The following is a 25,457-nucleotide window of genomic DNA, read 5'->3' on the forward strand; positions in this document are numbered from 1 at the left end:
TGCGAAGGGCCTGCACGCCCGTTTCGCTTGCACTTTCCGACATTACTGCCATAACAACCAATATTCAACCCACAGCTGGACATATAACCACCTCTTTTTTATATGCCGTTATGGTTATCTCAACTTTTCCCTTCGGTACTATCGGTCCCCATTCCACCAGCATGCGCTTAATCTGGCTGTCGTCTTCCCAGACACCCGCATGCGTCAGCGCGTCAAACAGGGCTTTGTTGTAATTATCGATATCCCGGCGGCGCGCATCCGGCGGGTACAGAGTGATTTCTACCGCTGCCAGTTCAGTCGATGGCTTCGGGAGACGTCGTAATTGCTCAATGATCGCCACGCAGGCAGCACTTTGGTATTTACGACCATCAGCGCTAATGAGGTGACGACCGGCCAGCGGCCCCTTGTTAGGGGCGCGCCAGTAAGTGTTCACGCTCGGAGGAAAAGGCAGGACCAGTTTCATGCGGCCTCTCCCCGCATATTGCGAACAAGTTCAGAAACTGCAGTAATGATTTCGCTGGTGGCCGTCCGCTCCAGCCAGAGTTGATTGATGTTGGCTTTCAGCTTGTTCTGCTGTGATTCATCCAGCATGTCAGCACCATCCACCTGGTCGAATACAATTCCAACCTCCAGCGGCCAGATACGGGACTCTGGAAGCGGATCCGATACTGGTTTAGCTTTCTCACGGATGTGCATGCGGATCTGGCGAATATTGGACCAACTGGAAACATCCAGGCTTCCCATGGCTGCAATGAAGTCAGTGCTGTTCATGCCATATTCACCGGATGCTTCAAGGGCAACAGTGCGAATACGTTCCGACATATCCAGGCGCACAGCAGCGTCATCGAATTCAATCGACAACAGCCACTCATCCACACCGAACAAAATACTCTCACGAATAAGCAGCTTCGCTTTGTCGATCGTTAAAGGTGATACCTGAGTGAATTCCGGTGCTTCGACAGAATCCGCCGCCTAGGTATGCCCAAACTTCGATTCACTGAATGTGTATTCTTCTTTATCGCCAAACGCAGCTCTAACGCATGCCCACGCCTCGACACCGCTGATAGCAAAAATATCTTTCTGGGTGAGTGGCAACTCTGCTTCTGGCTTATCAGCTGCAGGAGGTGTGGCAGTTACAGGTTGAGACTTGCTGGCAGCAAATTGTGCCAAAGCCATAAACGCCCGCCCTTTTGCCTCCAGTTCTGTGCGGTTGATATAGCTGAACCGCTCGCCACGCCATGACTTATCGAATACAGCTATGGCACCGGCAAAAAACGCGCTGGTGGGTTTCTGTTTTTCGTCAGCAGGTACAAACCACACAGGCAGATCGAACCCAATGCGCCCGCGAATGAATACAATGTGATCGGCATCTTCCGGCCACCACGTTTCACTCGGCGCGGCTTTTATCAGGAATACATAGCGACCGCCCTTCTCGCGCTGGGCTGCTGCGTAGTTCATGATGTGCGTCATGCCGGTGATCGCCTGCTTCTCGTGGTACTGCGAACGGCTATACGGTGGGTTGCCATAGCCAGCGCCACCCAGTTCAGCCAGACGTTCAGACCAGTCCTGCGTCAGCGCGTTATCTTCGGCGGTGTACCATGCCGGGCATTTCGCGTTGTCGTCGTCAGCAAACAAATCCAGAACTAATGGACCAAATAGCGCGTTGATCCCCCAAAAAAGCAGATCCGGTGTCCGCCACTGATCGCCAACCTCTTTCAATTCGTGAGCTGGTTTGCTACGCAGTGCCGCCAGCGCCTGGCAATATTTATTGGTCATCATGAACGGAACCCCGAATTTTCTGGCAGTGAGTAATCAACACTCTGGAAGTTTGCGCGGCTGGCTGAGTTAGTCTCCCATTTGCCGTTAACGCGTTCAGGCCGGCCAGCACTGGACCATTTGGTCGCGCTTTGCAGGTAACCAGGGAAGTTTTTTGGAATGAACAGAGTTGCCGGGCGGAGGTATTGCGCCTGCTCGCTATCACGCCAATCGGCATTTTTGTAATCCACTACCAAGCACAGGTCATCAACAGTGAATTGTTCCCGAAGACGGGCGCGAATATTCTCCAGCGACGTGCTGCATACCTGGTAGCGTGAGCCAGTAGTCTGATTCAGGTAAGACAAAACCTGTCTGGCCTGATCAGTAATCACAACCTCAGGGTCGGGTTGCGCCGCAACCGGACAAGAGGGTTTTGAAGTTACTTGTGGATCTTGTTTTGATTTTACTGACGGATCCCCGCCAGATTCTGACGGGTCAAAACCATCGTTTTTGCCAGATTTCGACGGGTCAGTTTTTGAGGCGTCAAATTTTGATGCGTCAGATTTTGACGTGTCAGATTTTGACGTGTCAGAATCTGACAGTTGAGAAAATGCGGCAGTCTGAAGTTTCGCCACATTCAGCCGATACACGTTCGAAGCATTACGGTTACCATTACGGCGCTGTGTACGTGTGAGCCAGCCATCTTTTTCAAGCTTTGCGATTGCCGTTCTGATAGTGCTCGGGCCTGCGCCAAGCTGGCGAGCAATAGTTTCAATTGACGGCCAGCACACACCTTCATCGCTGCTGAAGTCAGCAAGGCGAGCCATGATCGCAACACTGGACAACTTCATGCCCGACGCTGCGCAACCATCCCATACGTAGCCGGTTAATTTAGTGCTCATGATCGTCCGTTATCTCCCTGAACTTTTGCCTGAACTGCTCAAGCGGCCTGAAACATTCGTGTGGATAGCCATCTCGCAGGTAGATAACGCGCTGTGTTTCTGGCTCCCAGCGGATAACACGGACTGGCACTCCGCGGTGATCTTTGAACCTTCGGTTAAGTTCGCGCACAGGCGTTTTGCCCTCCGATAGTAGACCCCCACAATTACGGCAGCCTGGCTGTGGTTACATGACACCCAGCGATTTGATACTTTGCATTCATACCGAAACAGCGGAAGACCCGGCACCGGGATCATTCGTAGTTGCGGTAAGTGAGGATTTACGATTAAATTGCTCATGCGGATTATTTCTCCATACTCGAAGAGTTGTTCGCCAAGGCGCCCGGAGCTGCACACTCGCGGGCGTCACTCTTTTCAGCGACACAAAAAACTCGATAAAGAAGTGCTACGTGCTCCTGGAACTTCGCGATAACCTGATAGCTGTTTTCCTCAATCTGAGCACGCTCATCTGCGTCAATTACCCCATCAGCCGTGGCTTTACGCACAAAATTAGAATGACGACCTATCCATTCGATGGACTCCATCAGGCGCTGGTTGATATCGGCGTTATCCAGATCATCAACATCTGCCAGTGGTACAAATACGCCCTGAGAATGGCGCGCAACGGCATCAGCGATATGAGTTGAACCACCAGCACGTTGTAAAACCATTGCCCAGCCCAGTGGGAAGATCTGGTCACCATCAACGCGAAGGCGGTTAAACAATGCGTTCTCTGTCACACCCAACCATTCCGCCGCCTCAGCATATCCACCATGCAGATCGGTAATCGTTTTTTTAATCGCTACCACCAGCCAAGAAGGCTGACGTTCGACTTTCCAAATAGGTTCGTTACCCACAGTTCCCCCCTTATTCCTGTGGTTTGAGTTTTACTGAAGCTTCGCTACGCTTTTCGTAAAGGTCGGGATGGAAAACCAATTTTCCACCAGTCCGATAGGCTGCTTCTGCTGCACGTCCTTTCGGGATTAGGCGACCAGTTCTATTACGCCACTGGTAAACGGCCTCGCTTGTTATTCCAAAAAACTCGGCAACTTTCTCAGTACTGCCGAAGTAGTTTTCAATATCATCGGTTGTCATAATGCCTCCTTAGCTAAGTTTGATTAGATATTAATAACTAATCTAACTTTGGTCAATAAAAACTAAGATTGCTTAGCCTTTTAATTTTTTATGGTGTTCAAATGGAAACTGTCGGTCAGCGCATCAAAGCTCTCAGGCGCATAACTAAAACCTCGCAGAAAGAACTGGGTAAGTTCTGTGGTGTTAGCGATGTGGCGGTTGGGTATTGGGAAAAAGACATTAATGTGCCAGGCGGTGAGTCACTTGCGAAACTTGCAAAGTATTTCAACACATCAATTGATTACATACTTTATGGCACTGAATTCGAAGGGAACCTGATAACCAAGATGCGAAGGATTCCGGTGATATCTTGGGTTCAGGCTGGACAGTTTACAGAATGTAAAGCAGCAGAAGTTTTCAGTGAAGTAGATAAGTGGGTAGAAACATCACTCAGGATAGGTGATAGCTCCTTTGCATTGGAGGTCAAAGGTGATTCGATGACAAACCCTAATGGGCTCCCCACAATCCCTGAAGGGGCAACGGTCATAGTAGATCCTGATGCAGAGCCACTTAATGGAAAGATAGTCGTAGCTAGGCTTGATGGGACAAACGAGGCTACTGTAAAAAAACTCGTCATCGATGGGCCTCAAAAGTTCTTAGTTCCCTTGAATCCACGCTATCCAAACATTTCAATAAACGGTAATTGCCTGATTATCGGAGTTGTCAAAGGCGTTCAGTACGAACTTTAACCCACCTCTAACCTTCCTCTTAACATCAAGCTAAGAATAGTTTGATGTTTTTTCTTGATCTAAAAGCTAAGTTAAGTTAGATTTTATTCATCAACAGCGAACAGGCAGGACGCCCACGAAGTAGCCGCCGGTGGCATATGAATAACCGGATGATTCGCAGGCAACAAAAAAGCGCCCATCGGACGCTTAGCTCTTTAACAATCTGGATACCCCAACCAAAGTAATTGTTTATTTACTTGGTGGCGCAGGAGGACGCGGTTGTGTAGGTACGTGTCCATGCCTGTCTGGATGAGGAGATGAGTGGTCCATCAGTAAAATCTCATCCTTTAGGTGCTGGTGGTCTGGGTTTCGGGGGACGATGGTTAGGAATTATCGGCACGGGTTTTGACATCTTTTTTCACCTTTTTTGTTCGGGGCAGGTCACCCGCAATCCAGGCAATCACGCTGTGTATGAATGATATTTCAGAATCATCATTACGTCCCAGAGCGATGCAGGTTCGCTTAAATGCAGCATCTTGCAGCGACCGCCAAGGGTTACTGTCGGCATCCTGGATCTTCAGATATCTGGCTCTTAGTTCATCATCAGGAAGAATTGAGAATTCAACAAGTAAACGCTTGTATTGCCTCATTTGCTCCTTAGATAACCCCGCTTCTTGCCCAAATTGATAAACCAGCTGAAGTACAGACAGAACGGCAACAGAAACACCAAAAATAAACATATTGCTGAATGGAGCAAAGACAGAAAAGCCCAAGACGATAAGGATAAGGGTAATGCTTTTATCTATTCGGTTCAGAAGGGTGTAATTCATTTTTTCAATGAAATACGAATAGTTGATATCAAACTCCAAATCGTCCCGGTTCATATAACACCTCAGTCTTCTTTTGGTGGAGCCGGTGGCCTTTGCTGAACCGGCATGTGCTTCTCTTCGTAATCAAGATATTGCATCTCAGTACCTTATGACTATTGGGGGTATTCAGATTATCGCATTCCTGACTGTTGGGGAATAGCAGGATCCACCGCGCCTGATGTGGTTAAAAGCAGGCCAAAGCAATAACAAGTAACTCCCTGTTCTGGCGGCCCGGTGTTTTCCCGTGTATTTCCGGTAACCGCCAGCCTTTTTCAGGGAACAACGACGAGAGCATTGACGAGCAAGGCATAAGTGCTGGTTCGATTCCAGACAGTCCCATTCAGTTGGGAGGGTTGGGCAGGGAAAAGGTTCGTTCGATTCGGACACCGGCAGTGTTCTCTTCGTTGTGGTGAATTGCAGTCCATCGAGACAACCAGAAGATAAGCATCTGGCGCCACAACCTTATTGCTGTGTGTAGTCTTGGCGGTACCAGGGTCTTCAACCTTATACAAGGGGGACGAAGATAATGTTCTACCTCGTTACCGCCCTTTTTACGCAACAGAAAAGGGCATCACCGGGCGACGGGCTCATAACCCATTCCACCCGGGCAAAAAGAAAGCGGTCTCTCAAGCCGCCGACCAATGCAGGTGCCCTTCTCTGTTGTGTATGGAGAAACTAACTTTTTAGCGTCTGTGCAGATGCGCTGAGGAACCGAGAATGAATAATCCGTTTTTCAAAAATATGTTGGTGTATCGCATTAGTCGCGATTTCACCATCAACCAGGAAGAGCTGGAACAGCAGCTTGAACTATTTCGCTTCACTCCATGCGGTAGCCAGGATATGGCAAAAACCGGTTGGGTATCACCACTTGGTCAGCTGTCAGATCGCTTGCATCACACTGTCAATAATCAAGTGTTGTTGGTTATTCGCCGGGAAGAAAAAATACTGCCATCTCCTGTCATTGCTGAAGAACTGCGCAAGCGTGTGTCGCATCTGGAATCCGATCAGGGGCGTCGCCTCAAAAAAACTGAGAAAGATTCGCTGCGTGATGAAGTGTTGCACTCCCTGCTTCCTCGGGCGTTCTCCAAAAACTCGACTGTTAGTTTGTGGATCAACGTCACCGACGGTCTGATCATGGTTGATGCAGCCAGCGCTAAACGTGCCGAAGACTCACTGGCCCTGCTTCGTAAAACTCTCGGTTCTCTCCCGGTGGTACCGCTGACTATGGAAACGCCGATCGAACTAACTATGACCGACTGGGTTCGTTCCGGTAGTGCGCCTGCTGGCTTTGGCCTGGGTGATGAAGCCGAACTGAAAGCTATTCTTGAAGATGGCGGTATTGGACGCTTTAAAAAACAGACTCTGGTCAGTGACGAAATTCATGTGCATCTGGAAGCTGGCAAAGTAGTTACAAAGCTGTCTATCGACTGGCAACAGCGCATTCAGTTCGTTCTTTGCGATGACGGCAGCATCAAACGCCTTAAGTTCTCTAATGAGATTACAGAACAAAACGACGATATCGACCGTGAGGATGCGGCTCAGCGGTTCGACGCTGACTTTGTTCTGATGACCGGCGAGCTTATCTCTCTCATTAACGGATTAACAACCTCTCTCGGCGGCGAAGCCAAGCGATAAACACCAGGCAACAATTACCCCCATAAGCATGGGTTGGGTTGCTGCACGCTAAATTCAGCAATTCATTAATTTAATGGCGCGGTGCAGCGCGCCAATATGGAGAAAACCATGAGCTACATTCAGACATTATCCGGCAAACATTTTAATTACCTCGATATCCAACAGGACGATATCGTGATCGAGGATATTGCTACCGCGTTGTCTCATATCTGCCGCTTTGCAGGGCATCTTCCTGAGTTTTACAGTGTCGGCCAGCATAGCGTTTTAACCAGCCACCTCGTTCCGCAGGAGTTTGCATTAGAAGCACTGCTTCATGATGCTGCTGAAGCCTACCTGCAGGACATCCCCTCCCCACTTAAGCGCCTGCTTCCGGATTACCAGGCAATCGAAGCTCGTGTGGACGCAGCCATTCGGCAGAAGTTCGGTCTACCAACTGAGCAACACCCAACCGTGAAATATGCCGACCTGGTGATGCTCGCCAGCGAACGCCGCGATTTTGAGATTGACGAAGGTTCCATTTGGCCATGCCTCGAGGAAGTTGTCCCAACGGATTTATTCATTATCAACCCAGTTCGTCCTGGCCAGTCATACGGCATGTTCATCAATCGCTTTAACGAGTTGATGGAGCAGCGCCAATGCGCCGCATGAAGGTAAAAGAACTCGTAGCGGAGGCGTTTGCCTCCGTTGCTGAATTGCCACCAAAGCATGCGCCGCTTATGCGCGAAGTCGCCACCAGACTGGACGCTACGTTCGCAGCATTAAAAGAGTCTCTGGTGCAACTGGAACAGGAACGTAAAGATAAAACGCCATGACTGTATTTGAATATCTACAGGCTAATCCGAATACCACCAGCGGTGAAATCGCCAAAGGTATGAACAAAAAGACCCCAGCGGTCGCCGGAGCATTATCTCAGCTCTATGGCACCGGTCGGATCGTGAAGTCTGGTGTTCGCAAGGGTATTCCAACATACCGCATTAACGATATGCCGTTTGGTTGCAGTAACAGCCTAACCATGATGTTTAACCAGCTCTTGAGCAGAGCCAGACAAGGAGCAGCCCAATGACAGCACTCAACAAACAGGCGCTGCGTGAAGAATTCCAGTTCATGCAGGACAACTATAGCGACCCGGCAGACCACGATCGGCAGGTGATTTACATCGAGGCGGAGGCGCTGCTGGATGAGTTGGAAGCCAAAGACTCAACGATAGCAGCACAACAACATGAGATCCGTATGTTGCTGAATGCGCTTGAGGAAAAACCATGCCCGAAATGCAACGACACAGGAATGACTGATAGTGGCGGCACGCAGCCATGGGGCGAGCCGATTGAGATTGAATGCGACTGCCGACAGCAGGATGCCAACACCGCAGAACTTGTAGCCGCTGGCATTGGCGTGAAGGGGGAGTGAGATGGCGCTGACGAAAAAACAACGCGCAGAGCTACGCATGAAGTTTGGCGGTCGCTGTGCTTATTGCGGGTGCGAGCTTGGTGATAAGTGGCATGCCGACCACGTTAAGCCTGTCATTCGTTTTGATGGGAATATGCTTCACCAGGAACGTGACGATATATCAAACATGGTTCCAGCATGCCACCCATGCAATCTGCACAAGCATTGCAGTAGCCTGGAAGATTACCGGCGAATTATCGGTGATGGTCGTCGTGAATTCCTTGTGTCCGGGAAAGGAAAAGCGCTGGTTCGTATGGGATTGGTTGAAATGAAATCTGACCCAGTGGTGTTCTGGTTTGAAAAATATCAAGAAGGGGCTACGGCATGACAACTAACCACCCGGCGCACGGTCCTGTATCACTCGATCGCCTGCACCAGATACGCGAACACCTGCTGCATGATACCCAATACTCAAACGGCGGGAACAGAGCCTACATTCTCGCTGATGTATTGAAGGTGATTGATGGGGCTATTGCCCGCGAGCTGGTACGCCGTGAGCATGCAGCGTGGTCACAGGCTACTTTCGGCGATGTCGGTCCAGTTGGTCCGCTGAAGCACCTTTCCAAAGAAGCGCTCGAGGCTGCTGCTGAACCAGGCGACCTTAGCGAATGGGCTGACATGCAATTCCTGTTATGGGATGCGCAACGTCGTGCCGGTATCAGTGATGAGCAGATTACCCAGGCAATGATAAAAAAGCTGGCTATAAATAAGGTTCGCCAATGGCCTGAGCCGAAAGACGGGGAACCTCGATTGCATATCAAAGAACAGTCAGAGCAGGAGAAAAAATAAGAATGTTTAGCCTGATTCGGCGCGGTCAAATCTACACGGACAGTAGCAACTGGCCCGTAATTATCCATAGCTGTAGTGATCACTCGGTCCGAATTAAACGCAATGATGGCGAGCTGAGAACGATTAGCATCAAACGCTTTAACGAAGATTTTGAACGAGTGGAGCATGATGAGTATCGCAAAATATGTGCCGAAATAGAGCAGGAAACAAACCTGAAAAACCTACGTGCGATGCGTCGCGGCAAGATTACTGAATAGCCAAACAGGAGAATATTTAACGTGAACAACTTAATGATCGACCTTGAGTCCATGGGCAAAAAACCGAATGCCCCTATTGTCTCCATTGGTGCCGTATTCTTCGATCCGCAAAGCGGTGAACTGGGTCAGGAGTTTTACACCGCTGTTAATCTTGAAAGCGCTATGGAGCAGGGAGCGGTGCCGGATGGTGACACTATTCTGTGGTGGTTAAGACAAAGCTCAGAAGCACGATCAGCAATCTGTGTTGATGATGCGATGCCGATATCATCTGCCCTATCTGAACTGAGCCATTTCATTAATCGGCATTCTGATAACCCTAAATATTTAAAAGTTTGGGGCAATGGAGCTACTTTCGACAACGTTATATTGCGCGGCGCATATGAGCGTGCCGGCCAGGTTTGCCCGTGGCAATTTTGGAATGATCACGACGTCAGAACCATCGTCACATTAGGCAGAGCTGTAGGTTTCGATCCTAAGCGTGATATGCCATTTGATGGGGTTGCACATAACGCACTGGCTGATGCCCGCCACCAGGCGAAATATGTTTCAGCGATTTGGCAGAAACTAATCCCAACCACCAGCAACAGCTAAAGTTTTCCCCGGGTGCAGCCGGGATAATGGAGAAATAACTATGAGCAATATTTTCCAGTTAGCTCCCAACGATTGGGTTTGTGAAAGCGTTTTGATCGCGGTTACTGGGCTCAAACCCGGAACCATCCTCCGTGCCAGAAAAGAATGCTGGATGATTGGGAGGGAGTATATCCACGTATCGCCTGACGGAAATCCTAAACCTTCCAGTGAGTGCATGTATAACAGAAAGGCTGTAGATGCCTGGGTCGCTTCAATGAAAAGCAAGCAACCAGGGTGATTTGATGCCATGAAAAAGGTAAGCTCGTATCGCTCTTGGGCGTCTGGAGGTAACACCAATGGATAAAGTCACATATCCAACAGGCGTCGAAAACCACGGTGGCACATTACGCATCTGGTTTAATTTTAAAGGTAAGCGTGTCAGGGAAAGTCTCGGTGTCCCTGACACCGCTAAGAACAGGAAGATAGCCGGGGAACTGCGGACATCAGTATGTTTTGCCATCCGCACAGGAACCTTTGATTATGCAACCCAGTTTCCTGACTCCCCTAACCTCAAGGCTTTTGGTGTAAGTAAAAAAGACATTACAGTGAAAGAACTTGAAGAAAAATGGCTGGATCTGAAACGGATGGAAATCTGCGCGAACGCATTTAATCGCTATGAATCTGTCGCAAGGAATATGGTGCCGAGGATCGGAGGTAATCGCCTGGTGTCAGCAGTAACCAAAGAGGAATTGCTGTATCTCAGGAAATATTTGCTAACTGGTTATCAGAATCCGACGAAAAACAAAGCCCCGGCAAAAGGGCGAAGCGTTGTTACTGTGAACTATTACATGACGACAATGGCCGGAATGTTTCAGTTTGCTGCGGATCACGGTTACTTAGAGGTGAACCCATTCGAGGGAATTAAGCCTCTGAAAAAAGCCAGGGCAGAACCAGATCCTCTGTCTCGTGATGAATTTATTCGCCTGATAGATGCATGCCGGCATCAGCAGACGAAAAACCTGTGGTCATTAGCAGTGTACACAGGAATGCGTCACGGGGAACTGGTCTCCCTGGCCTGGGAAGATATCGACCTGAAGGCTGGAACAATTACCGTCAGACGTAATTATACGAAACTTGGTGAGTTCACTCTACCGAAAACCGAGGCAAGCACAGATCGAGTGGTGCATCTTATCCAGCCCGCAATCAGTATCCTGAAAAATCAGGCTGAAATGACAAGGCTGGGCAGGCAATATCACATTGAAGTGCAGTTACGTGAGTACGGCCGTTCGGTGAACCATGAGTGTACATTCGTCTTTAATCCGCATGTGGTCAGACGCAGTAAGCAGGTCGGATTTATCTACCGGGTCGATTCAGTAGGCGACTCATGGGAAGCGGCACTTAAGCGTGCGGGGATCAGACACAGAAAGGCGTACCAGTCACGACACACCTATGCGTGCTGGTCATTATCAGCTGGTGCAAACCCTAGTTTTATTGCCAGTCAGATGGGGCATGCGAGCGCGCAGATGGTGTTCAATGTTTACGGTGCATGGATGGCTGACAGCAGCGCAGAGCAGATCGCAATGCTGAATCAGAAGCTGGCAGATTTTGCCCCATTGATGCCCCATAGCCACGAGAGCAGTACGGGAGGATTATTAAAATCAGTAAGTTAACCCCTAACGCCCGTCATGTTAACTGCGTGGAGGGCAATACCACGCTGTATGCGCTGCCTAAGGCCGATATTGTTGCCCGCTGGCAGGCACAGACCACCGATGCGTTTCGATTTTGTTTTAAGTTTCCGGCGACCATCTCGCACCAGGCCGCGCTGCGTAATTGTGATGACCTGGTACAGGAATTTTTTACGCGTATGTCGCCGCTGGAATCGCGCATTGGACAATACTGGCTGCAATTACCCGCGACCTTTAGCCCACGCGACCTGCCTGCCCTGTGGCAGTTTCTCGATGCGCTCCCGAAACCCTTTACCTACGGTGTGGAAGTTCGCCATCCAGACTTCTTTGCCAAAGGCGAAGCCGAACAGCTATTTAATCGCGGTTTACACGAGCGTGGAGTAAACCGGGTGATTCTGGACAGCCGCCCGGTGCATGCCGCAATCCCACATACTGAAGCAATACGTGACGCTCAGCGCAAAAAACCGAAGGTTCCGGTGCATGCTGTGGTGACGGCAAACCATCCGATGGTACGCTTTATCGGTAGCGATGATATGGCACAAAACAGCGCCCTTTTTGCCGTCTGGCTGACCAAGCTGCCGCTATGGCAACGCACCACGACGCCGTATCTGTTTTTGCATACGCCGGACATCGCGCAAGCCCCGGAGCTTGTTGATACGCTATGGGCAGATTTACACAGTGCTCTGCCAGAGATCGGATCAGCTCCCTCTATTCCACAGCAATCTTCTCTTTTCTGAAAATGCCACCTATCATAGTCAATGCCAGCAGCCATTTTAAAAGGGAGTTTGTATGGTAAGCGCGCTTTATGCCGTATTGGGTGCGTTATTGTTAATAAAGTTCTCCTTTGACGTCGTTCGCCTGCGCATGCAATACCGCGTTGCCTATGGCGATGGAGGTTTTAGCGAGCTGCAAAGCGCTATCCGCATTCACGGTAATGCTGTGGAATATATTCCCGTCGCATTAGTGCTGCTGTTATTTATGGAAATGAACGGCGCAGAGACGTGGATGGTGCATATTTGCGGGCTGATGTTGATTGCCGGACGTCTGATGCATTATTACGGATTCCACCACCGGCTCTTCCGCTGGCGCCGTTCAGGCATGAGCGCAACCTGGTGTTCGCTGTTGCTAATGGTGCTGGCGAATCTTTGGTATATGCCCTGGGAGTTGGTTTTCTCCCTGCATTAGCGCACAATACGCCACTTTATTTTTCCCGGATTTTTACGTTATGTCTCACCGCGACACGCTTTTTTCTGCGCCTATCGCCAGTCTGGGTGACTGGACCTTTGATGAACGGGTAGCTGAAGTCTTCCCGGATATGATCCAGCGTTCCGTTCCTGGCTATTCCAATATCATATCTATGATTGGCATGTTGGCCGAACGTTTCGTACAACCCAACACGCAGGTCTACGATCTGGGCTGTTCTCTGGGCGCGGCGACGCTCTCGGTGCGTCGCAATATTCATCACGAGAATTGCAAAATTATTGCCGTCGATAACTCCCCGGCGATGGTTGAGCGCTGCCGTCGTCATATTGATGCCTATAAGGCACCGACCCCGGTTGAGGTTGTCGAAGGCGATATTCGCAACATTACTATCGAAAACGCCTCGATGGTGGTGCTGAATTTTACCCTGCAATTCCTTGAGCCACCTGAGCGCCAGGCATTGTTGGATAAGATTTATCAAGGGTTGAATCCCGGCGGCGCGCTGGTGCTGTCTGAAAAATTCAGTTTCGAAGACGCTAACGTTGGCGAGTTGCTGTTCAACATGCACCACGACTTCAAACGGGCCAATGGCTACAGCGAACTGGAAATTAGCCAGAAACGCAGCATGCTGGAAAACGTGATGCTGACCGACTCGGTAGAAACGCACAAAGCGCGACTGCATCAGGCCGGCTTTGAGCACAGCGAATTGTGGTTCCAGTGCTTCAACTTTGGCTCTCTGGTGGCGTTGAAAGCTGAGGTTAGCGCATGATCGATTTTGGTAACTTTTATCAGTTGATTGCCAAAAATCATCTGTCCCATTGGCTGGAAACGCTTCCGGCGCAAATCGCTGCCTGGCAGCGCGATCAGCACGGTCTTTTTAAGCAATGGTCAAACGCCGTCGAGTTTCTGCCCGAGCTGATGCCGCATCGTCTGGACTTACTACACAGCGTTACCGCAGAAAGTAAAGAACCGCTCAGCGAAGGCCAGCTTAAACGCATCGACACCCTGATGCGGAACCTGATGCCATGGCGTAAAGGACCGTACTCGCTGTACGGCGTCAACATCGATACCGAATGGCGTTCCGACTGGAAATGGGATCGTGTCCTGCCGCACTTGTCTGATCTCACCGGGCGGACCATTCTTGACGTCGGCTGCGGCAGTGGCTATCACATGTGGCGCATGATTGGCGCGGGGGCGCATCTGGCGGTTGGCATCGATCCTACGCAACTGTTTCTGTGCCAGTTTGAGGCGGTGCGTAAACTGCTGGGCAATGACCAGCGCGCTCACCTGCTGCCGCTGGGCATTGAGCAACTTCCAGCGCTCAACGCCTTTGACACTGTGTTCTCCATGGGCGTGCTTTATCACCGCCGCTCGCCGCTGGAACACCTGTGGCAGTTAAAGGATCAGTTGGTTAAAGATGGCGAACTGGTGCTGGAAACACTGGTGGTCGAAGGTGATGAAACTACCGTACTGGTGCCGGGCGATCGCTACGCGCAAATGCGTAATGTCTACTTTATTCCATCTGCGTTGGCTTTAAAAAACTGGCTGGAAAAATGCGGTTTTGTTGATGTGCGCATCGCCGATGTCTGCGTCACCACCACCGAAGAGCAGCGCCGCACTGAGTGGATGGTAACCGAGTCACTGGCCGACTTCCTCGACCCGAACGACCACAGCAAAACGGTAGAAGGTTACCCCGCCCCGCTGCGTGCAGTCTTGATTGCGCGTAAGCCGTGATGGATTGCCCGGTGACGCTACGCGTACCGGGCCTACAACTCCCGTAGGCCTGATAAGGCATCGCCGCCATCAGACATAAAAGGATAAAAAAAGGCCCCTGTTGAAATTGCAGGGGCCTGGTACGAGCAAGCATCATATTGGGCGACATGATGCAACGGTAAAATCAGCTGGCCTGATGGTGTGCAATGATTGCTTTCATTTCAGCAACCGCCGTCCCGTCTACCGCATAGCGCGAATACTCATCCGCCTGCGCATCCGAAGACATCGACAACCCCGAATTGCGATAACGCATTGGTGAAGCCAGCCATACTCCGGCAGAACTGTGGACTTCCTGCACTCCAGCATCAAGGAGCAGGGACAAATTCGAGGCGCGAACCCCCGCTCCGGCCATAATGATTGGAGCACCGGGCTGCGCAATAAGTTCCATTATTTTTGTTAAACCTTGCGCCGCATCTGATTTTTGCCCTGAAGTGAGTACTCTGGCGATGCCCAGCTCAGCTAATTTTTTAAGCGCATTGAGTGGGTTAGCACACATATCAAAGGCCCGATGAAAAGTGACTTGCAGCGAACCGGCGGCGATCATTATTTTCTCCATGCGCGGCATATCGACATTGCCATCCACATCTAAAATGCCGGTCACCAGCCCTGAGAATCCCAGTTCCCTGACCATCGCAATATCATCCAGCATTGCAGCAAATTCACCTTCGGTGTAGTAAAAGTCGCCTCCACGTGGGCGAATAATGGGATTGACGGGAATCGAAATGTGCTGGCGAACGGAACGCAAGACGCCCAGTGACGGCGTTAAGCCCCCTTCTTTGGGTGCCGAGCATAGTTCAATACGATCCGCGCCTTTTTGCTGCGCCGTGCGCGCGCACTCCATGCTGTAACAGCAGATTTCCAGTATAGCCATGCTCACTCCTGACGTTCGCTTGCCACAATGGTTTCAATCGACCACGGATGGAATTTTATCGTCACGCTGCCATCGCTAACCGCCAGCGTCGGATTCGGTAAACGCTCACGCTCTCCTTTTGGCGAGCTGGTTTTCACAAATATGCCCGGTTGACTCAGACCGTGATCGGAAAGCAGCGCCAGCGCGCGCGCATTCAGCGTTTCCGCCTCTCCCGGCAGAACAATTTCAATATGTTCCCAGCCTTCATGTGGGTAGCGTTTTTCGCCCGGCCACGGCAGTTCGACGATGGAAAATTGCCAATGTTGCACACAAACCGGCTCATGCAGTTTAAAAAGACAAATTGGTCTGCCGTTAATGATGTTTTCTGACAACAATTCACCGCACTGTTCAAACCCACGACGCCAGCGCTCTGCGGTGGTATTTTGATGGCAACGCAAGGAAATGTGATCGGCTTCCAGGCCTGTGATATCCAGCCCAAGACGGGTAGAAAGTTCCGTTAATGCCTGCGTGAAATGCGGTAAATCTGCAGAAATATCCTGTAGTTCTGCAACGGTTTGCCAGTTCGCCATATTAAAAGCTCATATCCATGTTCAAAGTCGCTAATTTACTCTGTTGCGCTGCGCCATCCAACCGCTGTTTTCTCCGAACACATCATGAATAAATTTACGCCATTGCATTGTTTATATTTCAGGCTACTGGCGGTACACACAATGCTGACGGCAACGGGCATTTGCAGTATACTCCCGCCCTTAATTCTTAAACTGGTGCGGTGAATTTTAGGCCGCTTCATAAATGTAAGGTATTCCGGTGAATATTCAGGCTCTTCTCTCAGAAAAAGTCAGTCAGGCCATGATTGCTGCAGGTGCGCCTGCAGATTGCGAACCGCAGGTTCGTCAGTCAGCAAAAGTACAGTTCGGCGACTATCAAGCTAACGGCATGATGGCTGTCGCTAAAAAACTGGGTATGGCGCCGCGACAACTGGCTGAGCAGGTGCTGACTCATCTGGATCTCAACGGGATTGCCAGCAAAGTTGAAATTGCAGGCCCGGGCTTTATCAATATTTTTCTCGATCCGGCATTTCTGGCGCAGCACGTTCAGCAGGCGCTGGCTTCCGATCGTCTGGGCGTCACTCAACCGGCTAAACAAACCGTCGTGGTTGACTACTCCGCGCCTAACGTAGCGAAAGAGATGCACGTTGGTCACCTGCGTTCCACCATCATCGGTGACGCGGCGGTGCGTACGCTGGAGTTCCTCGGTCACAACGTTATTCGCGCTAACCACGTCGGCGACTGGGGTACTCAGTTCGGTATGCTCATCGCATGGCTGGAAAAACAGCAGCAGGAAAATGCCGGAGAGATGGCGCTGGCTGACCTGGAAGGTTTCTACCGTGATGCGAAAAAACATTACGACGAAGATGAAGCCTTCGCGGAACGCGCCCGTAGTTATGTTGTGAAACTGCAAGGCGGTGACGAATACTTCCGCGAGATGTGGCGCAAACTGGTCGACATTACCATGTCGCAGAACCAGTTAACCTACGATCGCCTCAACGTTACCCTGACCCGTGACGACGTCATGGGCGAGAGCCTGTACAACCCGATGCTGCCTGGCATCGTCGCCGATCTGAAGGCGAAAGGCCTGGCTGTTGAAAGCGAAGGCGCTACCGTCGTATTCCTTGATGAGTATAAGAACAAGGAAGGCGAACCGATGGGCGTTATCATTCAGAAGAAAGATGGCGGCTATCTCTACACCACAACCGACATCGCCTGCGCCAAGTATCGTTACGAAACCCTGCATGCCGATCGCGTTCTTTATTACATCGACTCCCGTCAGCATCAGCACTTAATGCAGGCCTGGACCATCGTACGTAAAGCCGGGTATGTGCCGGATTCAGTGCCGCTGGAACACCACATGTTCGGTATGATGCTGGGCAAAGATGGTAAACCGTTCAAAACCCGCGCGGGCGGCACGGTTAAACTGGCCGATCTGCTGGATGAAGCGCTGGAGCGCGCACGTCGTCTGGTCGCGGAGAAGAACCCAGACATGCCTGCCGACGAACTGGAAAAACTGGCAAATGCGGTCGGTATCGGCGCAGTGAAATACGCGGATCTGTCCAAAAACCGTACTACCGACTACATCTTCGACTGGGACAACATGCTGGCGTTCGAAGGTAACACCGCGCCATATATGCAGTACGCTTATACCCGCGTACTGTCCGTGTTCCGTAAAGCAGATATCGACGAAAGCGCGCTGGCAAATGCGCAGGTCGTCATCAGCGAAGATCGCGAGGCTCAACTGGCGGCACGTCTGCTGCAGTTTGAAGAAACGCTGACCGTCGTTGCACGTGAAGGTACGCCACACGTGATGTGTGCTTACCTGTACGACGTTGCTGGTCTGTTCTCCGGCTTCTACGAGCACTGCCCTATTCTCAGCGCTGAAAACGAAGAGATTCGTAACAGCCGACTGAAACTGGCACAGCTGACGGCGAAAACGCTGAAGCTGGGTCTGGATACACTGGGTATCGAAACAGTAGAACGTATGTAATCACCTCAAGTAATATGAAAGCCCGCGCTATGTCGCGGGTTTTTTTATTTCCCCGAATTACCGCCCTCGTAGGCAGCACTATCAGGCCGACGAGAAACGGCTACGTTCACTGTAATTTGTAACAACCCACAAGGAATGACACATTTCCCTAGAGATATGGAACATCTTTTGCCTGTCATCCCGTCTAAGCCTCCGTATCATTAGGCGGCGAATTAATCGGGTACGGGTCAATGACATTCAGAGATTTTGAGGCGGAAGAAAAGCTCTTCCAGCGGCGTGTATTGGTGGCCTTTGGCCTGGTAGTCATCTGTTTTGGCATCCTGATTTACAATCTGTATAACTTACAAATCTGTCAGCACCAGTATTACACCACCCGGTCGAATGCAAACGACATCAAAATGCTGCCCGTCGCCCCAACGCGCGGCATGATTTACGATCGCAACGGCATCCCGCTGGTGCGCAACGTTACCTGGTACGATATTTCTGTTACGCCGTATAAAATCAGCGATATGAATGCGTTACTCCAGCAGCTCACGCCGATCGTTGACCTCACTCCTGATGACATAGACCAGTTTCGCCATGAGCTGAAAACCAGCAGCCGCTATCGTCCTGTGGTGCTAAAAAATGCGCTAACCGATGTCGAAATCGCCCGTTTCTCGGTAAACCAGTTTCATTTTAGCGGCGTCAACATCAATAGTTACGAAGACCGCCAGTATCCCTATGGCGCGGCGCTGGCGCATGTCCTGGGTTATGTTTCAAAAATCAATGACAACGACCTGAAAGCACTGGATCAAAAAGGTCTGGCGGAGAACTACGCCGCCGATCACAACATCGGTAAGCAAGGTATTGAGCGCTATTACGAAAACGAACTGCATGGAAAGACCGGTTATCAGGAGGTGGAAGTAGATAACCACGGACGCATCGTACGCCTGATCAAAGATGTGCCGCCCGTTGCCGGAAAAGATATCCATCTGACGCTGGATTTACATTTACAGCAATACATTGAGAGCTTGTTGGCTGGCCAGCGTGCCGCCGTTTTGGTTGAAGATCCACACGACGGTTCCGTACTGGCGATGGTCTCAAACCCCAGCTACGACCCTAATCCATTTGTCAAAGGCATCAGCTATCAGGACTATAACAAGCTACTCCAGGATAAAGACCTGCCATTAATCAACCGCGTCACGCAGGGATTATACCCTCCCGCTTCAACGGTCAAACCGTATATGGCGATGTCGGCATTACTGAACGGTGTGATCACGCCGCAGACCAGTTTCTTCGGTGCCCCTACCTGGACGCTACCCGGCACCGAGCGACATTACCGTGACTGGAAAAAAACGGGCCACGGTATGTTGGATGTCACCAAAGCGATAGAAGAGTCTGCCGATACGTTCTTCTATCAGGTAGCGTATATGATGGGGATCGACCGGATTAACAGCATGCTCAGCCAGTTTGGTTACGGTAAACCGACCGGCATCGATCTTGATGAGGAGTATAACGGCCTGCTCCCGAGCCGTGAATGGAAGCAAAAAGTACACAAAAAAGCCTGGTATCAGGGGGACACTATTTCAGTTGGCATCGGTCAGGGCTACTGGATTGCCACGCCTATCCAGATGGTAAAAGCCATGGTCGCACTGATTAACAACGGCAAGGTTATCGTCCCTCACCTGCTGCTCGATGAAGAGAGCGGCAAAACCATCACGCCGTATCAGGCTCCAGAAGCACCTTCACAAATCGCCTCGGCCTCATCGCCCTACTGGGGACTGGTGCGTCAGGCGATGTTCGGCATGGCGAATGAACCAAATGGTACAGGTTATAAGTTCTTTCACACCGCGCCTTACGGCATTGCGGCAAAAAGCGGCACCTCGCAGGTCTTTAGCCTGAAAGAAAATCAGACCTACAATGCGAAGATGATCCCTGTCCGCTTGCGCGACCACGTGTTCTATACCGCATTTGCACCCTATAAGAACCCGAAGGTCGCGGTGGCGTTAATTCTGGAAAACGGCGGCAGTGATGGTGTCACCGCCGCGCCGGTTATGCGTCAAATCATGGATCATCTGTTTGCCCCGCAGGACAACACGGTACAAACAGTGACGACTGAACAATCAGGTCCGATAGCGGTATCGCCATTGAATACCGATATCAAAAATACTTTCGCAAGTATTCGGTAAGGCACAGCATCGCCATCGCCTGTCCGTAAGGCATGGAGGTCCGAGGGATGTTGCGGTAGAAATCAAGATTATGTCCCATCCCGGTACCAAACGAGGTGTGCAGCAGTTCACCTTCCGGTGAAATATGCTGCACAATGCCGCGAATGGCTTTTTCGGCCACCAGCGCATACTCTTGCCCAACATAGCGTTTACGTACTGCTTTGAGGATCCCATAGGCAAATCCGGCAGTTGCCGATGCTTCCAGATACGACTGAGGGTCGTCCAGCAAGGTATGCCACAACCCACTTTCATCCTGGCATTTCGCCAGCCCGCGATTTGCGCGTTCAGGACCTGTACCAGATAGCGGTGAACAGCATTGTTTTCCGGTAAATCAAGTAATTCGAGGAAGTCCGGGATCACGATAGTTAACCAACTGTTGCCACGCGCCCAGCGGGCATTAGCAAAGTTATGATTTCCTTCATAGCTCCAGCCGTGGAACCACAGCCCCGTTTCTTTATCCATCAGGTTTTGCACGTGCAGCAGGAACTGATACGTTGCCTCTTCGATGTAGTCCGGGCGATTGAGTAGCTTGCCAATCTTCGCCAGCGGTAAAACCGTCATCATCAGCGTGTCATCCCACATCTGTTGATGGTTTTCTTCCGCCAGCGTGATGTGTTGCATACCACCAAATTCGGTACGCGGCATCTCATGCATTGCCCACTCAGCCCAGCTGTCGAGCCACGGCAGAAACGCTGGGTTACGCGTCTCTTCATAGCGATACGCCAACGTTAAAAATGGCGCCATGGTGTTCACGTTTTTGGTGGTCGCACCTTCAGCAAAACGCTCGGCAAACCAGCTATCGATGATATCGCGCATCGTTTCATCGCCGGTTTGCAGATAGTACTGATACATCCCGTACAGGCCGACGCCGTGTGTCCACTCCCATCCCGCCCAGCCTTTAGTATCAATTACGCGTCCATCGTCCAGACGCAGCAAGAACTCGCCGGTTTCGTCATGAATATTGACCAGGTTATGCGTCACCTTTTTGATCAGCGTTTTTAATTCATCCCTGGCAATAAAATGTTCTGGCTGGCGCAATAACGGGCTATGTTTAACCGGGTAAACAATCATTTACTTAACCTCTGTCAATGTCGGATTCAATGCTGAGACTTGCCCCTGTTACGGCGCAGCAGCTTTTTTGGAGGCCCCGCAATCCTCGCTTTGACAATGGGCATCCTTATAGGGTCACAGTAAAAGCTAACAGGAAGTGAAACCTTTCTATTTCTGCCAGAAGGATTCGTGAAATGGCAAGAATACAAAGAGTCCGGCAACGTACGTCACTTATTTTATAAAACGGCGTTTCTATTTAATTGAGTGAGAGACTGAAATGTTGAAACAACCAGCAGTTTCAACTGCTGGTCTGAATGACGGAGGGTGTTAACGGTAGTTCACAATCACCTGATTGCTCTGAATGCGTAACGCGGGGATCAGGCGACCACCGCCGGGGACCTCCCAGACAAAATGCATCGGTTCAATGGCCGGAACGTTATTGAACCCGTTGGTGGTCCCACTTTGCCCGTCCAGCTCGACACAACGGGACTGAGAACATAAACGCACCCGCAAACCTGCGGGCGTGGGGCCATTCAGCTCATAGCGCCAGGCCACCAGCGTCATCAAGCCTGAGACCGGCTGGCTGGGAACCAAAGGATCAGACGAGGCTGACTGGCCACGGTGATTTAAGGTGATCCCCATACCACTTGCCTGCCAGGCCCCTTCTCCAGCGGCCTGCGCCACCAGAGGAAAAAACAACAACCACAGTAACTTACGCATTATTTACCTCCAATGGTCGCCGTCATGCGGATATGGCGGTTATCGGAAAGCTCCATATTCGATAACACCACCAACTGCGGGATGCTGCGACGTAAAAACCGCGCCAGTAACGGACGTAACGCGTGATTAACCAGCAAGACTGGCGGCGCGCCCAACATTTCCTGCCGGGACAGCGCTTCCTGAGTCTGGGCCAGCAGTCGGTCTGCAAGCCCAGGCTCCAGGCCGCCGCCCCCCTGCAGCGCTTGCAGCAGCAAACGCTCGAGCGGAGTATCAAGACCGATAACCTGAACCTCTTCATTACCCGGGAACCACTGCTGAGTGATGGCGCGTCCTAACGCAACACGGACGACCGCGGTAAGCTCATGCGGATCGTTTTGCAGCGGCGCATGTTCCGCCAGTGTTTCAAGGATGGTGCGCATATCGCGAATCGGTACTTTCTCGTCCAGTAAGTTCTGCAGCACTTTATGCAGCGTGGTGAGCGTCACAACGCCCGGCACCAGATCTTCCGTCAGCTTTGGCATCTCCTGCGACACTCGATCCAGTAACTGCTGCGCTTCCTGACGGCCAAACAGCTCAGCGGCGAACTGCCCAATCAGGTGGTTTAGATGCGTAGCGACAACAGTACTGGCTTCAACCACCGTAAAACCCTGAATCTGCGCCTGTTCCTTCAATGCGCTTTCAATCCAGATAGCGTCCAGTCCGAAAGCCGGATCGACCGTTTTCTCACCCGGTAGCGACCCGGCGGCAGTACCCGGGTTAATGGCCAGCCAGCGTCCCGGATAGGCGTCACCGCTGCCAATCTCTACCCCTTTCATCAAAATTCGATAGCGGGCCGGCTGCAGATCCATATTGTCTCGAATGTGTACCACCGGCGGCAGGAAGCCCATATCCTGGGCAAATTTCTTACGAATACTGCGAATTCGCCCCAGCAACTCACCATCTTGTTGAAAATCCACCATTGGGATCAGGCGGTAACCAACCTCCATGCCCAGCGAATCTTCCAGCTGCACGTCGTTCCATGTGGCTTCCACCACGGAGTTGTTTTCCGGCATTTTCACCGGCTGCGGTTCATCTGGCGCTTTTTGCTCACGACCGCGCATCCACCATGCCAGAGCCAACAATGCGGCAGTAAACATCAGAAACACCAGGTTCGGCATGCCCGGAACCAGACCCAAAAGTCCAAGTACCGCCGCACTGAGCAACATGACGCTGGGGTTACTGAACAGTTGGGTCACCATCTGTTCGCCTACGTCCTGGTCGGTACTCACGCGGGTCACGATAACGCCCGCCGCGGTAGAGATAACCAGCGCAGGAATTTGTGCCACCAGCCCGTCACCGATGGTCAGCAGGGTATAACTTTCCGCAGCGCTGCCCATGCTCATACCATGCTGCAACACCCCAACTAACAGACCGCCGACCACGTTGATCACCATGATCAAAATACCGGCGATGGCGTCTCCACGGACGAATTTACTCGCACCGTCCATTGAGCCGTAAAAATCCGCTTCCTGGGTCACTTCCGAGCGTCGTTTTTTAGCTTCATCTTCGCCAATCAGACCGGCATTCAAATCTGCATCAATCGCCATCTGCTTGCCGGGCATTCCGTCCAGTACAAAGCGCGCGCCTACCTCGGCGATACGTCCTGCACCTTTAGTGATTACCATAAAGTTAATGATGACGAGAATCACGAAGACCACGATACCGATCGCGAAGTTACCGCCCACCAGGAAGTGACCAAAGGCTTCAACTACCTTCCCCGCCGCCGCTGCGCCGGTGTGTCCTTCCATCAAAATGATACGGGTCGACGCGACGTTCAGCGCCAGGCGTAATAATGTGGTAAACAGCAAAATCGTCGGGAATGCGGCAAACTCCAGCGTACGCTGGGTGAACATCGCCACCAGCAGCACCATGATCGACAGCGCAATGTTAAATGTGAACAGCAAATCGAGGACGAAAGCCGGCAGCGGCAGCACCATCATCGACAGGATCAGCAGGATGAGGATCGGTCCGGCAAGGATTTGCCATTGCGTGGATTTCAGGTTGCTGGGCAGACGCAGCATCGCGACCAGATTAGCCATCAGTATTCTTCTCGTTCATGAAATCCAGTGCTTCAGGCACCGGAAGGTTTTCAGGTTGTGGTGGACGCTTGCCGCCAGCCAGACGCCAGCGTTTTAGCTGCCATACCCATGCCAGTACTTCAGCAACGGCGGCATACAATTGACCCGGTATTTGCTGACCAATTTCAGCATGGCGATAGAGCGCACGCGCCAGTGGCGGCGCTTCTAATGTCGGGACACGGTGCTCTGCGCCAATTTCACGGATGCGCAGCGCAACCAGCCCGGCCCCTTTCGCAACAACTTTCGGCGCGCTCATTTTGTTCTCGTCATACTTCAACGCCACTGAGTAGTGCGTAGGGTTAGTGACAATAACGTCTGCTTTCGGCACATCCGCCATCATGCGACGCTGAGCGGCCGCGCGCTGCATTTGACGAATTTTGCCCTTAACGTGCGGGTCACCTTCGCTTTGCTTAAATTCATCGCGGATATCCTGACGCGACATACGTAGCTTTTTCACATGGCTATAGATCTGGAAAAAGACGTCGAACCCCACCATCGGAATAACGCCAAGTACCACCAGTAGTGCACACATACCGACTAAATCCAGGGCGTTGCCCATCGCCGTAATCGGTGACTCCGCCATCAGACGCATCATCGCCGGCCAGTTATGCCAGAGATAAAATCCGGCCACGCTTCCCACTAAAGTGGACTTCAGTATCGCTTTGAGCAGTTCTGCGCCGGTTTGCGCGGAAAACATGCGCTTAATGCCCGGCAGCGGATTCAGCTTCGAGAATTTGGGTTGCAGGGATTTACCGCTGAAAATCAAGCCGCCAAGCATCACCGGGGAGATTAAAGCCACCAAAACGACGCCGGTAATCAACGGCAACAGCGCAATCATCGCGTCTTTAATCAGCAGGATGATTTGGCTGAGGATCAGATTCGGGTCGTTAACCATGCTATGGTCAAAACGTAATCCGGCCGACAGCATGCCAGCCAGTCTGCGGGCAAGCGACTCCCCACCTATCCAGATAATGCACACACCCACCAGCAAAATGAGCAGTGAGGTTAGCTCTTTGGATCGGGGGATCTGCCCTTCTTCCCGCGCTTTTTCAAGTCGGTGGGGTGTGGGGGCTTCTGTTTTGTCGTCGTCGCTTTCTTCTGCCACGCATCAGACCCTGGATAGAGATATAGGCGAGAATGATGCCAGAACAGCTATCCAGCAATGGGAAGAGTAAGCGGTAAAAAAGACGGGATTTATGGCTTTAAGCAGAATTGCGCGTAAGCCGGATGAG

At 51.3% G+C, this 25,457-nt stretch carries 28 protein-coding genes and 3 pseudogenes; 18 read left to right on the plus strand and 13 right to left on the minus strand.

The annotated features are described in order from the left end of the window. Positions 1–64: 64 nt before the first annotated feature. The 6 genes and pseudogenes from OGX92_RS12155 to OGX92_RS12185 all read right to left on the minus strand — a co-directional run bounded on the left by OGX92_RS12155 (position 65) and on the right by OGX92_RS12185 (position 3,788). A complete protein-coding gene (locus OGX92_RS12155) occupies positions 65–463 on the minus strand; it encodes a RusA family crossover junction endodeoxyribonuclease (protein ID WP_000780154.1) in 399 nt (132 codons plus the stop codon). After that, positions 460–1,779: pseudogene (locus OGX92_RS23475) on the minus strand (phage N-6-adenine-methyltransferase). The gene OGX92_RS12155 and the pseudogene OGX92_RS23475 overlap by 4 nt, the downstream one beginning before the upstream one ends. Continuing rightward, positions 1,776–2,657, minus strand: coding sequence for a conserved phage C-terminal domain-containing protein (locus OGX92_RS12170; protein ID WP_139935011.1), 882 nt, complete (start codon positions 2,655–2,657; stop codon positions 1,776–1,778). The pseudogene OGX92_RS23475 and the gene OGX92_RS12170 overlap by 4 nt, the downstream one beginning before the upstream one ends. Further along, positions 2,647–2,826, minus strand: coding sequence for a DUF4222 domain-containing protein (locus OGX92_RS12175; RefSeq protein ID WP_103848493.1), 180 nt, complete (start codon positions 2,824–2,826; stop codon positions 2,647–2,649). The genes OGX92_RS12170 and OGX92_RS12175 overlap by 11 nt, the downstream gene beginning before the upstream one ends. A gap of 172 nt (positions 2,827–2,998) precedes the next feature. Beyond that, positions 2,999–3,550, minus strand: coding sequence for a YmfL family putative regulatory protein (locus tag OGX92_RS12180; RefSeq protein WP_046669971.1), 552 nt, complete (start codon positions 3,548–3,550; stop codon positions 2,999–3,001). 10 nt (positions 3,551–3,560) lie between these two features. After that, positions 3,561–3,788, minus strand: coding sequence for a Cro/CI family transcriptional regulator (locus OGX92_RS12185; protein WP_046669972.1), 228 nt, complete (start codon positions 3,786–3,788; stop codon positions 3,561–3,563). A gap of 101 nt (positions 3,789–3,889) precedes the next feature. On the opposite strand from OGX92_RS12185, the gene OGX92_RS12190 reads away from it, so the two are divergent. Then, positions 3,890–4,516, plus strand: coding sequence for a LexA family protein (locus tag OGX92_RS12190; protein WP_046669973.1), 627 nt, complete (start codon positions 3,890–3,892; stop codon positions 4,514–4,516). A 362-nt stretch (positions 4,517–4,878) separates the two neighbouring features. On the opposite strand, the gene OGX92_RS12195 is transcribed toward OGX92_RS12190, so the two are convergent. Further along, entirely contained in the window at positions 4,879–5,379 is a 501-nt protein-coding gene (locus tag OGX92_RS12195; RefSeq protein WP_048217444.1) for a hypothetical protein, read from the minus strand. 702 nt (positions 5,380–6,081) lie between these two features. Here OGX92_RS12195 and rdgC point away from each other — a divergent pair. From rdgC to cmoB, 15 genes and pseudogenes are all read left to right on the plus strand, one after another. After that, the gene (gene rdgC / locus OGX92_RS12200; protein WP_286586598.1) at positions 6,082–6,999 is read left to right on the plus strand and encodes a recombination-associated protein RdgC; all 918 of its coding nucleotides are present in this window, start codon (positions 6,082–6,084) and stop codon (positions 6,997–6,999) included. A 108-nt stretch (positions 7,000–7,107) separates the two neighbouring features. Further along, a complete protein-coding gene (locus OGX92_RS12205) occupies positions 7,108–7,647 on the plus strand; it encodes an HD family hydrolase (protein ID WP_286586599.1) in 540 nt (179 codons plus the stop codon). Next, positions 7,635–7,811, plus strand: coding sequence for a hypothetical protein (locus OGX92_RS12210; protein ID WP_001253785.1), 177 nt, complete (start codon positions 7,635–7,637; stop codon positions 7,809–7,811). The genes OGX92_RS12205 and OGX92_RS12210 overlap by 13 nt, the downstream gene beginning before the upstream one ends. Then, complete coding sequence (locus tag OGX92_RS12215; protein WP_149385084.1) at positions 7,808–8,062, plus strand: hypothetical protein; 255 nt, start codon at positions 7,808–7,810, stop codon at positions 8,060–8,062. The genes OGX92_RS12210 and OGX92_RS12215 overlap by 4 nt, the downstream gene beginning before the upstream one ends. Further along, positions 8,059–8,406, plus strand: a complete 348-nt coding sequence (locus OGX92_RS12220; protein WP_000126106.1) for a hypothetical protein — start codon at positions 8,059–8,061, stop codon at positions 8,404–8,406. Before OGX92_RS12215 ends, OGX92_RS12220 begins: the two co-directional genes overlap by 4 nt. 1 nt (position 8,407) lies before the next feature. Then, entirely contained in the window at positions 8,408–8,773 is a 366-nt protein-coding gene (locus OGX92_RS12225; protein ID WP_001229290.1) for an HNH endonuclease, read from the plus strand. A gap of 107 nt (positions 8,774–8,880) precedes the next feature. Continuing rightward, a pseudogene (locus OGX92_RS12230) lies at positions 8,881–9,213 on the plus strand (DUF550 domain-containing protein); the annotation flags it as partial. A gap of 23 nt (positions 9,214–9,236) precedes the next feature. Further along, entirely contained in the window at positions 9,237–9,491 is a 255-nt protein-coding gene (locus OGX92_RS12235; RefSeq protein ID WP_000492059.1) for a DUF4222 domain-containing protein, read from the plus strand. Positions 9,492–9,512: 21 nt separating this feature from the next. Continuing rightward, complete coding sequence (locus OGX92_RS12240) at positions 9,513–10,082, plus strand: 3'-5' exonuclease (protein ID WP_057064719.1); 570 nt, start codon at positions 9,513–9,515, stop codon at positions 10,080–10,082. 40 nt (positions 10,083–10,122) lie between these two features. Continuing rightward, on the plus strand, positions 10,123–10,359 hold the full coding sequence (locus OGX92_RS12245) for an excisionase family protein (protein WP_003839185.1): 237 nt from the start codon (positions 10,123–10,125) through the stop codon (positions 10,357–10,359). A gap of 58 nt (positions 10,360–10,417) precedes the next feature. Continuing rightward, entirely contained in the window at positions 10,418–11,731 is a 1,314-nt protein-coding gene (locus OGX92_RS12250; RefSeq protein ID WP_149385082.1) for a tyrosine-type recombinase/integrase, read from the plus strand. After that, positions 11,710–12,483 carry a DUF72 domain-containing protein gene (locus OGX92_RS12255; RefSeq protein WP_166465560.1) on the plus strand — a complete coding sequence of 258 codons (774 nt, stop codon included), beginning with the start codon at positions 11,710–11,712 and terminating at the stop codon, positions 12,481–12,483. The genes OGX92_RS12250 and OGX92_RS12255 overlap by 22 nt, the downstream gene beginning before the upstream one ends. 52 nt (positions 12,484–12,535) lie before the next feature. Further along, entirely contained in the window at positions 12,536–12,931 is a 396-nt protein-coding gene (locus OGX92_RS12260) for an MAPEG family protein (RefSeq protein WP_003833847.1), read from the plus strand. 40 nt (positions 12,932–12,971) lie between these two features. Further along, a complete protein-coding gene (gene cmoA / locus OGX92_RS12265) occupies positions 12,972–13,715 on the plus strand; it encodes a carboxy-S-adenosyl-L-methionine synthase CmoA (protein ID WP_003034686.1) in 744 nt (247 codons plus the stop codon). Further along, complete coding sequence (cmoB, locus tag OGX92_RS12270) at positions 13,712–14,680, plus strand: tRNA 5-methoxyuridine(34)/uridine 5-oxyacetic acid(34) synthase CmoB (protein WP_191222440.1); 969 nt, start codon at positions 13,712–13,714, stop codon at positions 14,678–14,680. Before cmoA ends, cmoB begins: the two co-directional genes overlap by 4 nt. 163 nt (positions 14,681–14,843) lie before the next feature. Here the strand turns inward: cmoB and cutC are convergent, their stop codons facing one another. Together cutC and OGX92_RS12280 are read right to left on the minus strand one after the other, a co-directional pair. Next, positions 14,844–15,590, minus strand: a complete 747-nt coding sequence (cutC, locus tag OGX92_RS12275; RefSeq protein ID WP_125112495.1) for a copper homeostasis protein CutC — start codon at positions 15,588–15,590, stop codon at positions 14,844–14,846. 2 nt (positions 15,591–15,592) lie between these two features. Next, complete coding sequence (locus tag OGX92_RS12280) at positions 15,593–16,159, minus strand: VOC family protein (RefSeq protein WP_003833855.1); 567 nt, start codon at positions 16,157–16,159, stop codon at positions 15,593–15,595. A gap of 238 nt (positions 16,160–16,397) precedes the next feature. On the opposite strand from OGX92_RS12280, the gene argS reads away from it, so the two are divergent. After that, on the plus strand, positions 16,398–18,131 hold the full coding sequence (gene argS / locus OGX92_RS12285; protein WP_003833857.1) for an arginine--tRNA ligase: 1,734 nt from the start codon (positions 16,398–16,400) through the stop codon (positions 18,129–18,131). 230 nt (positions 18,132–18,361) lie between these two features. Next, entirely contained in the window at positions 18,362–20,299 is a 1,938-nt protein-coding gene (mrdA2, locus tag OGX92_RS12290; protein ID WP_003833859.1) for a peptidoglycan DD-transpeptidase MrdA2, read from the plus strand. Here mrdA2 and bglB read toward each other — a convergent pair. The 4 genes and pseudogenes from bglB to flhB form a co-directional block, all read right to left on the minus strand. Further along, positions 20,271–21,409 (minus strand): annotated as a pseudogene (gene bglB, locus OGX92_RS12295) (beta-galactosidase BglB). The gene mrdA2 and the pseudogene bglB sit on opposite strands and share 29 nt — an antisense overlap. 306 nt (positions 21,410–21,715) lie before the next feature. Then, complete coding sequence (gene flhE / locus OGX92_RS12300) at positions 21,716–22,108, minus strand: flagellar protein FlhE (RefSeq protein WP_003833862.1); 393 nt, start codon at positions 22,106–22,108, stop codon at positions 21,716–21,718. After that, complete coding sequence (gene flhA, locus OGX92_RS12305; protein WP_003833865.1) at positions 22,108–24,186, minus strand: flagellar biosynthesis protein FlhA; 2,079 nt, start codon at positions 24,184–24,186, stop codon at positions 22,108–22,110. The genes flhE and flhA overlap by 1 nt, the downstream gene beginning before the upstream one ends. Further along, positions 24,179–25,330 (minus strand): flagellar biosynthesis protein FlhB, encoded by a 1,152-nt coding sequence (gene flhB, locus OGX92_RS12310; protein WP_003833866.1) that lies wholly within the window; start codon positions 25,328–25,330, stop codon positions 24,179–24,181. Before flhB ends, flhA begins: the two co-directional genes overlap by 8 nt. Between the last annotated feature and the right edge of the window lie 127 nt (positions 25,331–25,457).

This window comes from Citrobacter sp. Cpo089 (genome assembly GCF_030332695.1).
GTDB classification, from domain to species: Bacteria; Pseudomonadota; Gammaproteobacteria; order Enterobacterales; family Enterobacteriaceae; genus Citrobacter; species Citrobacter portucalensis.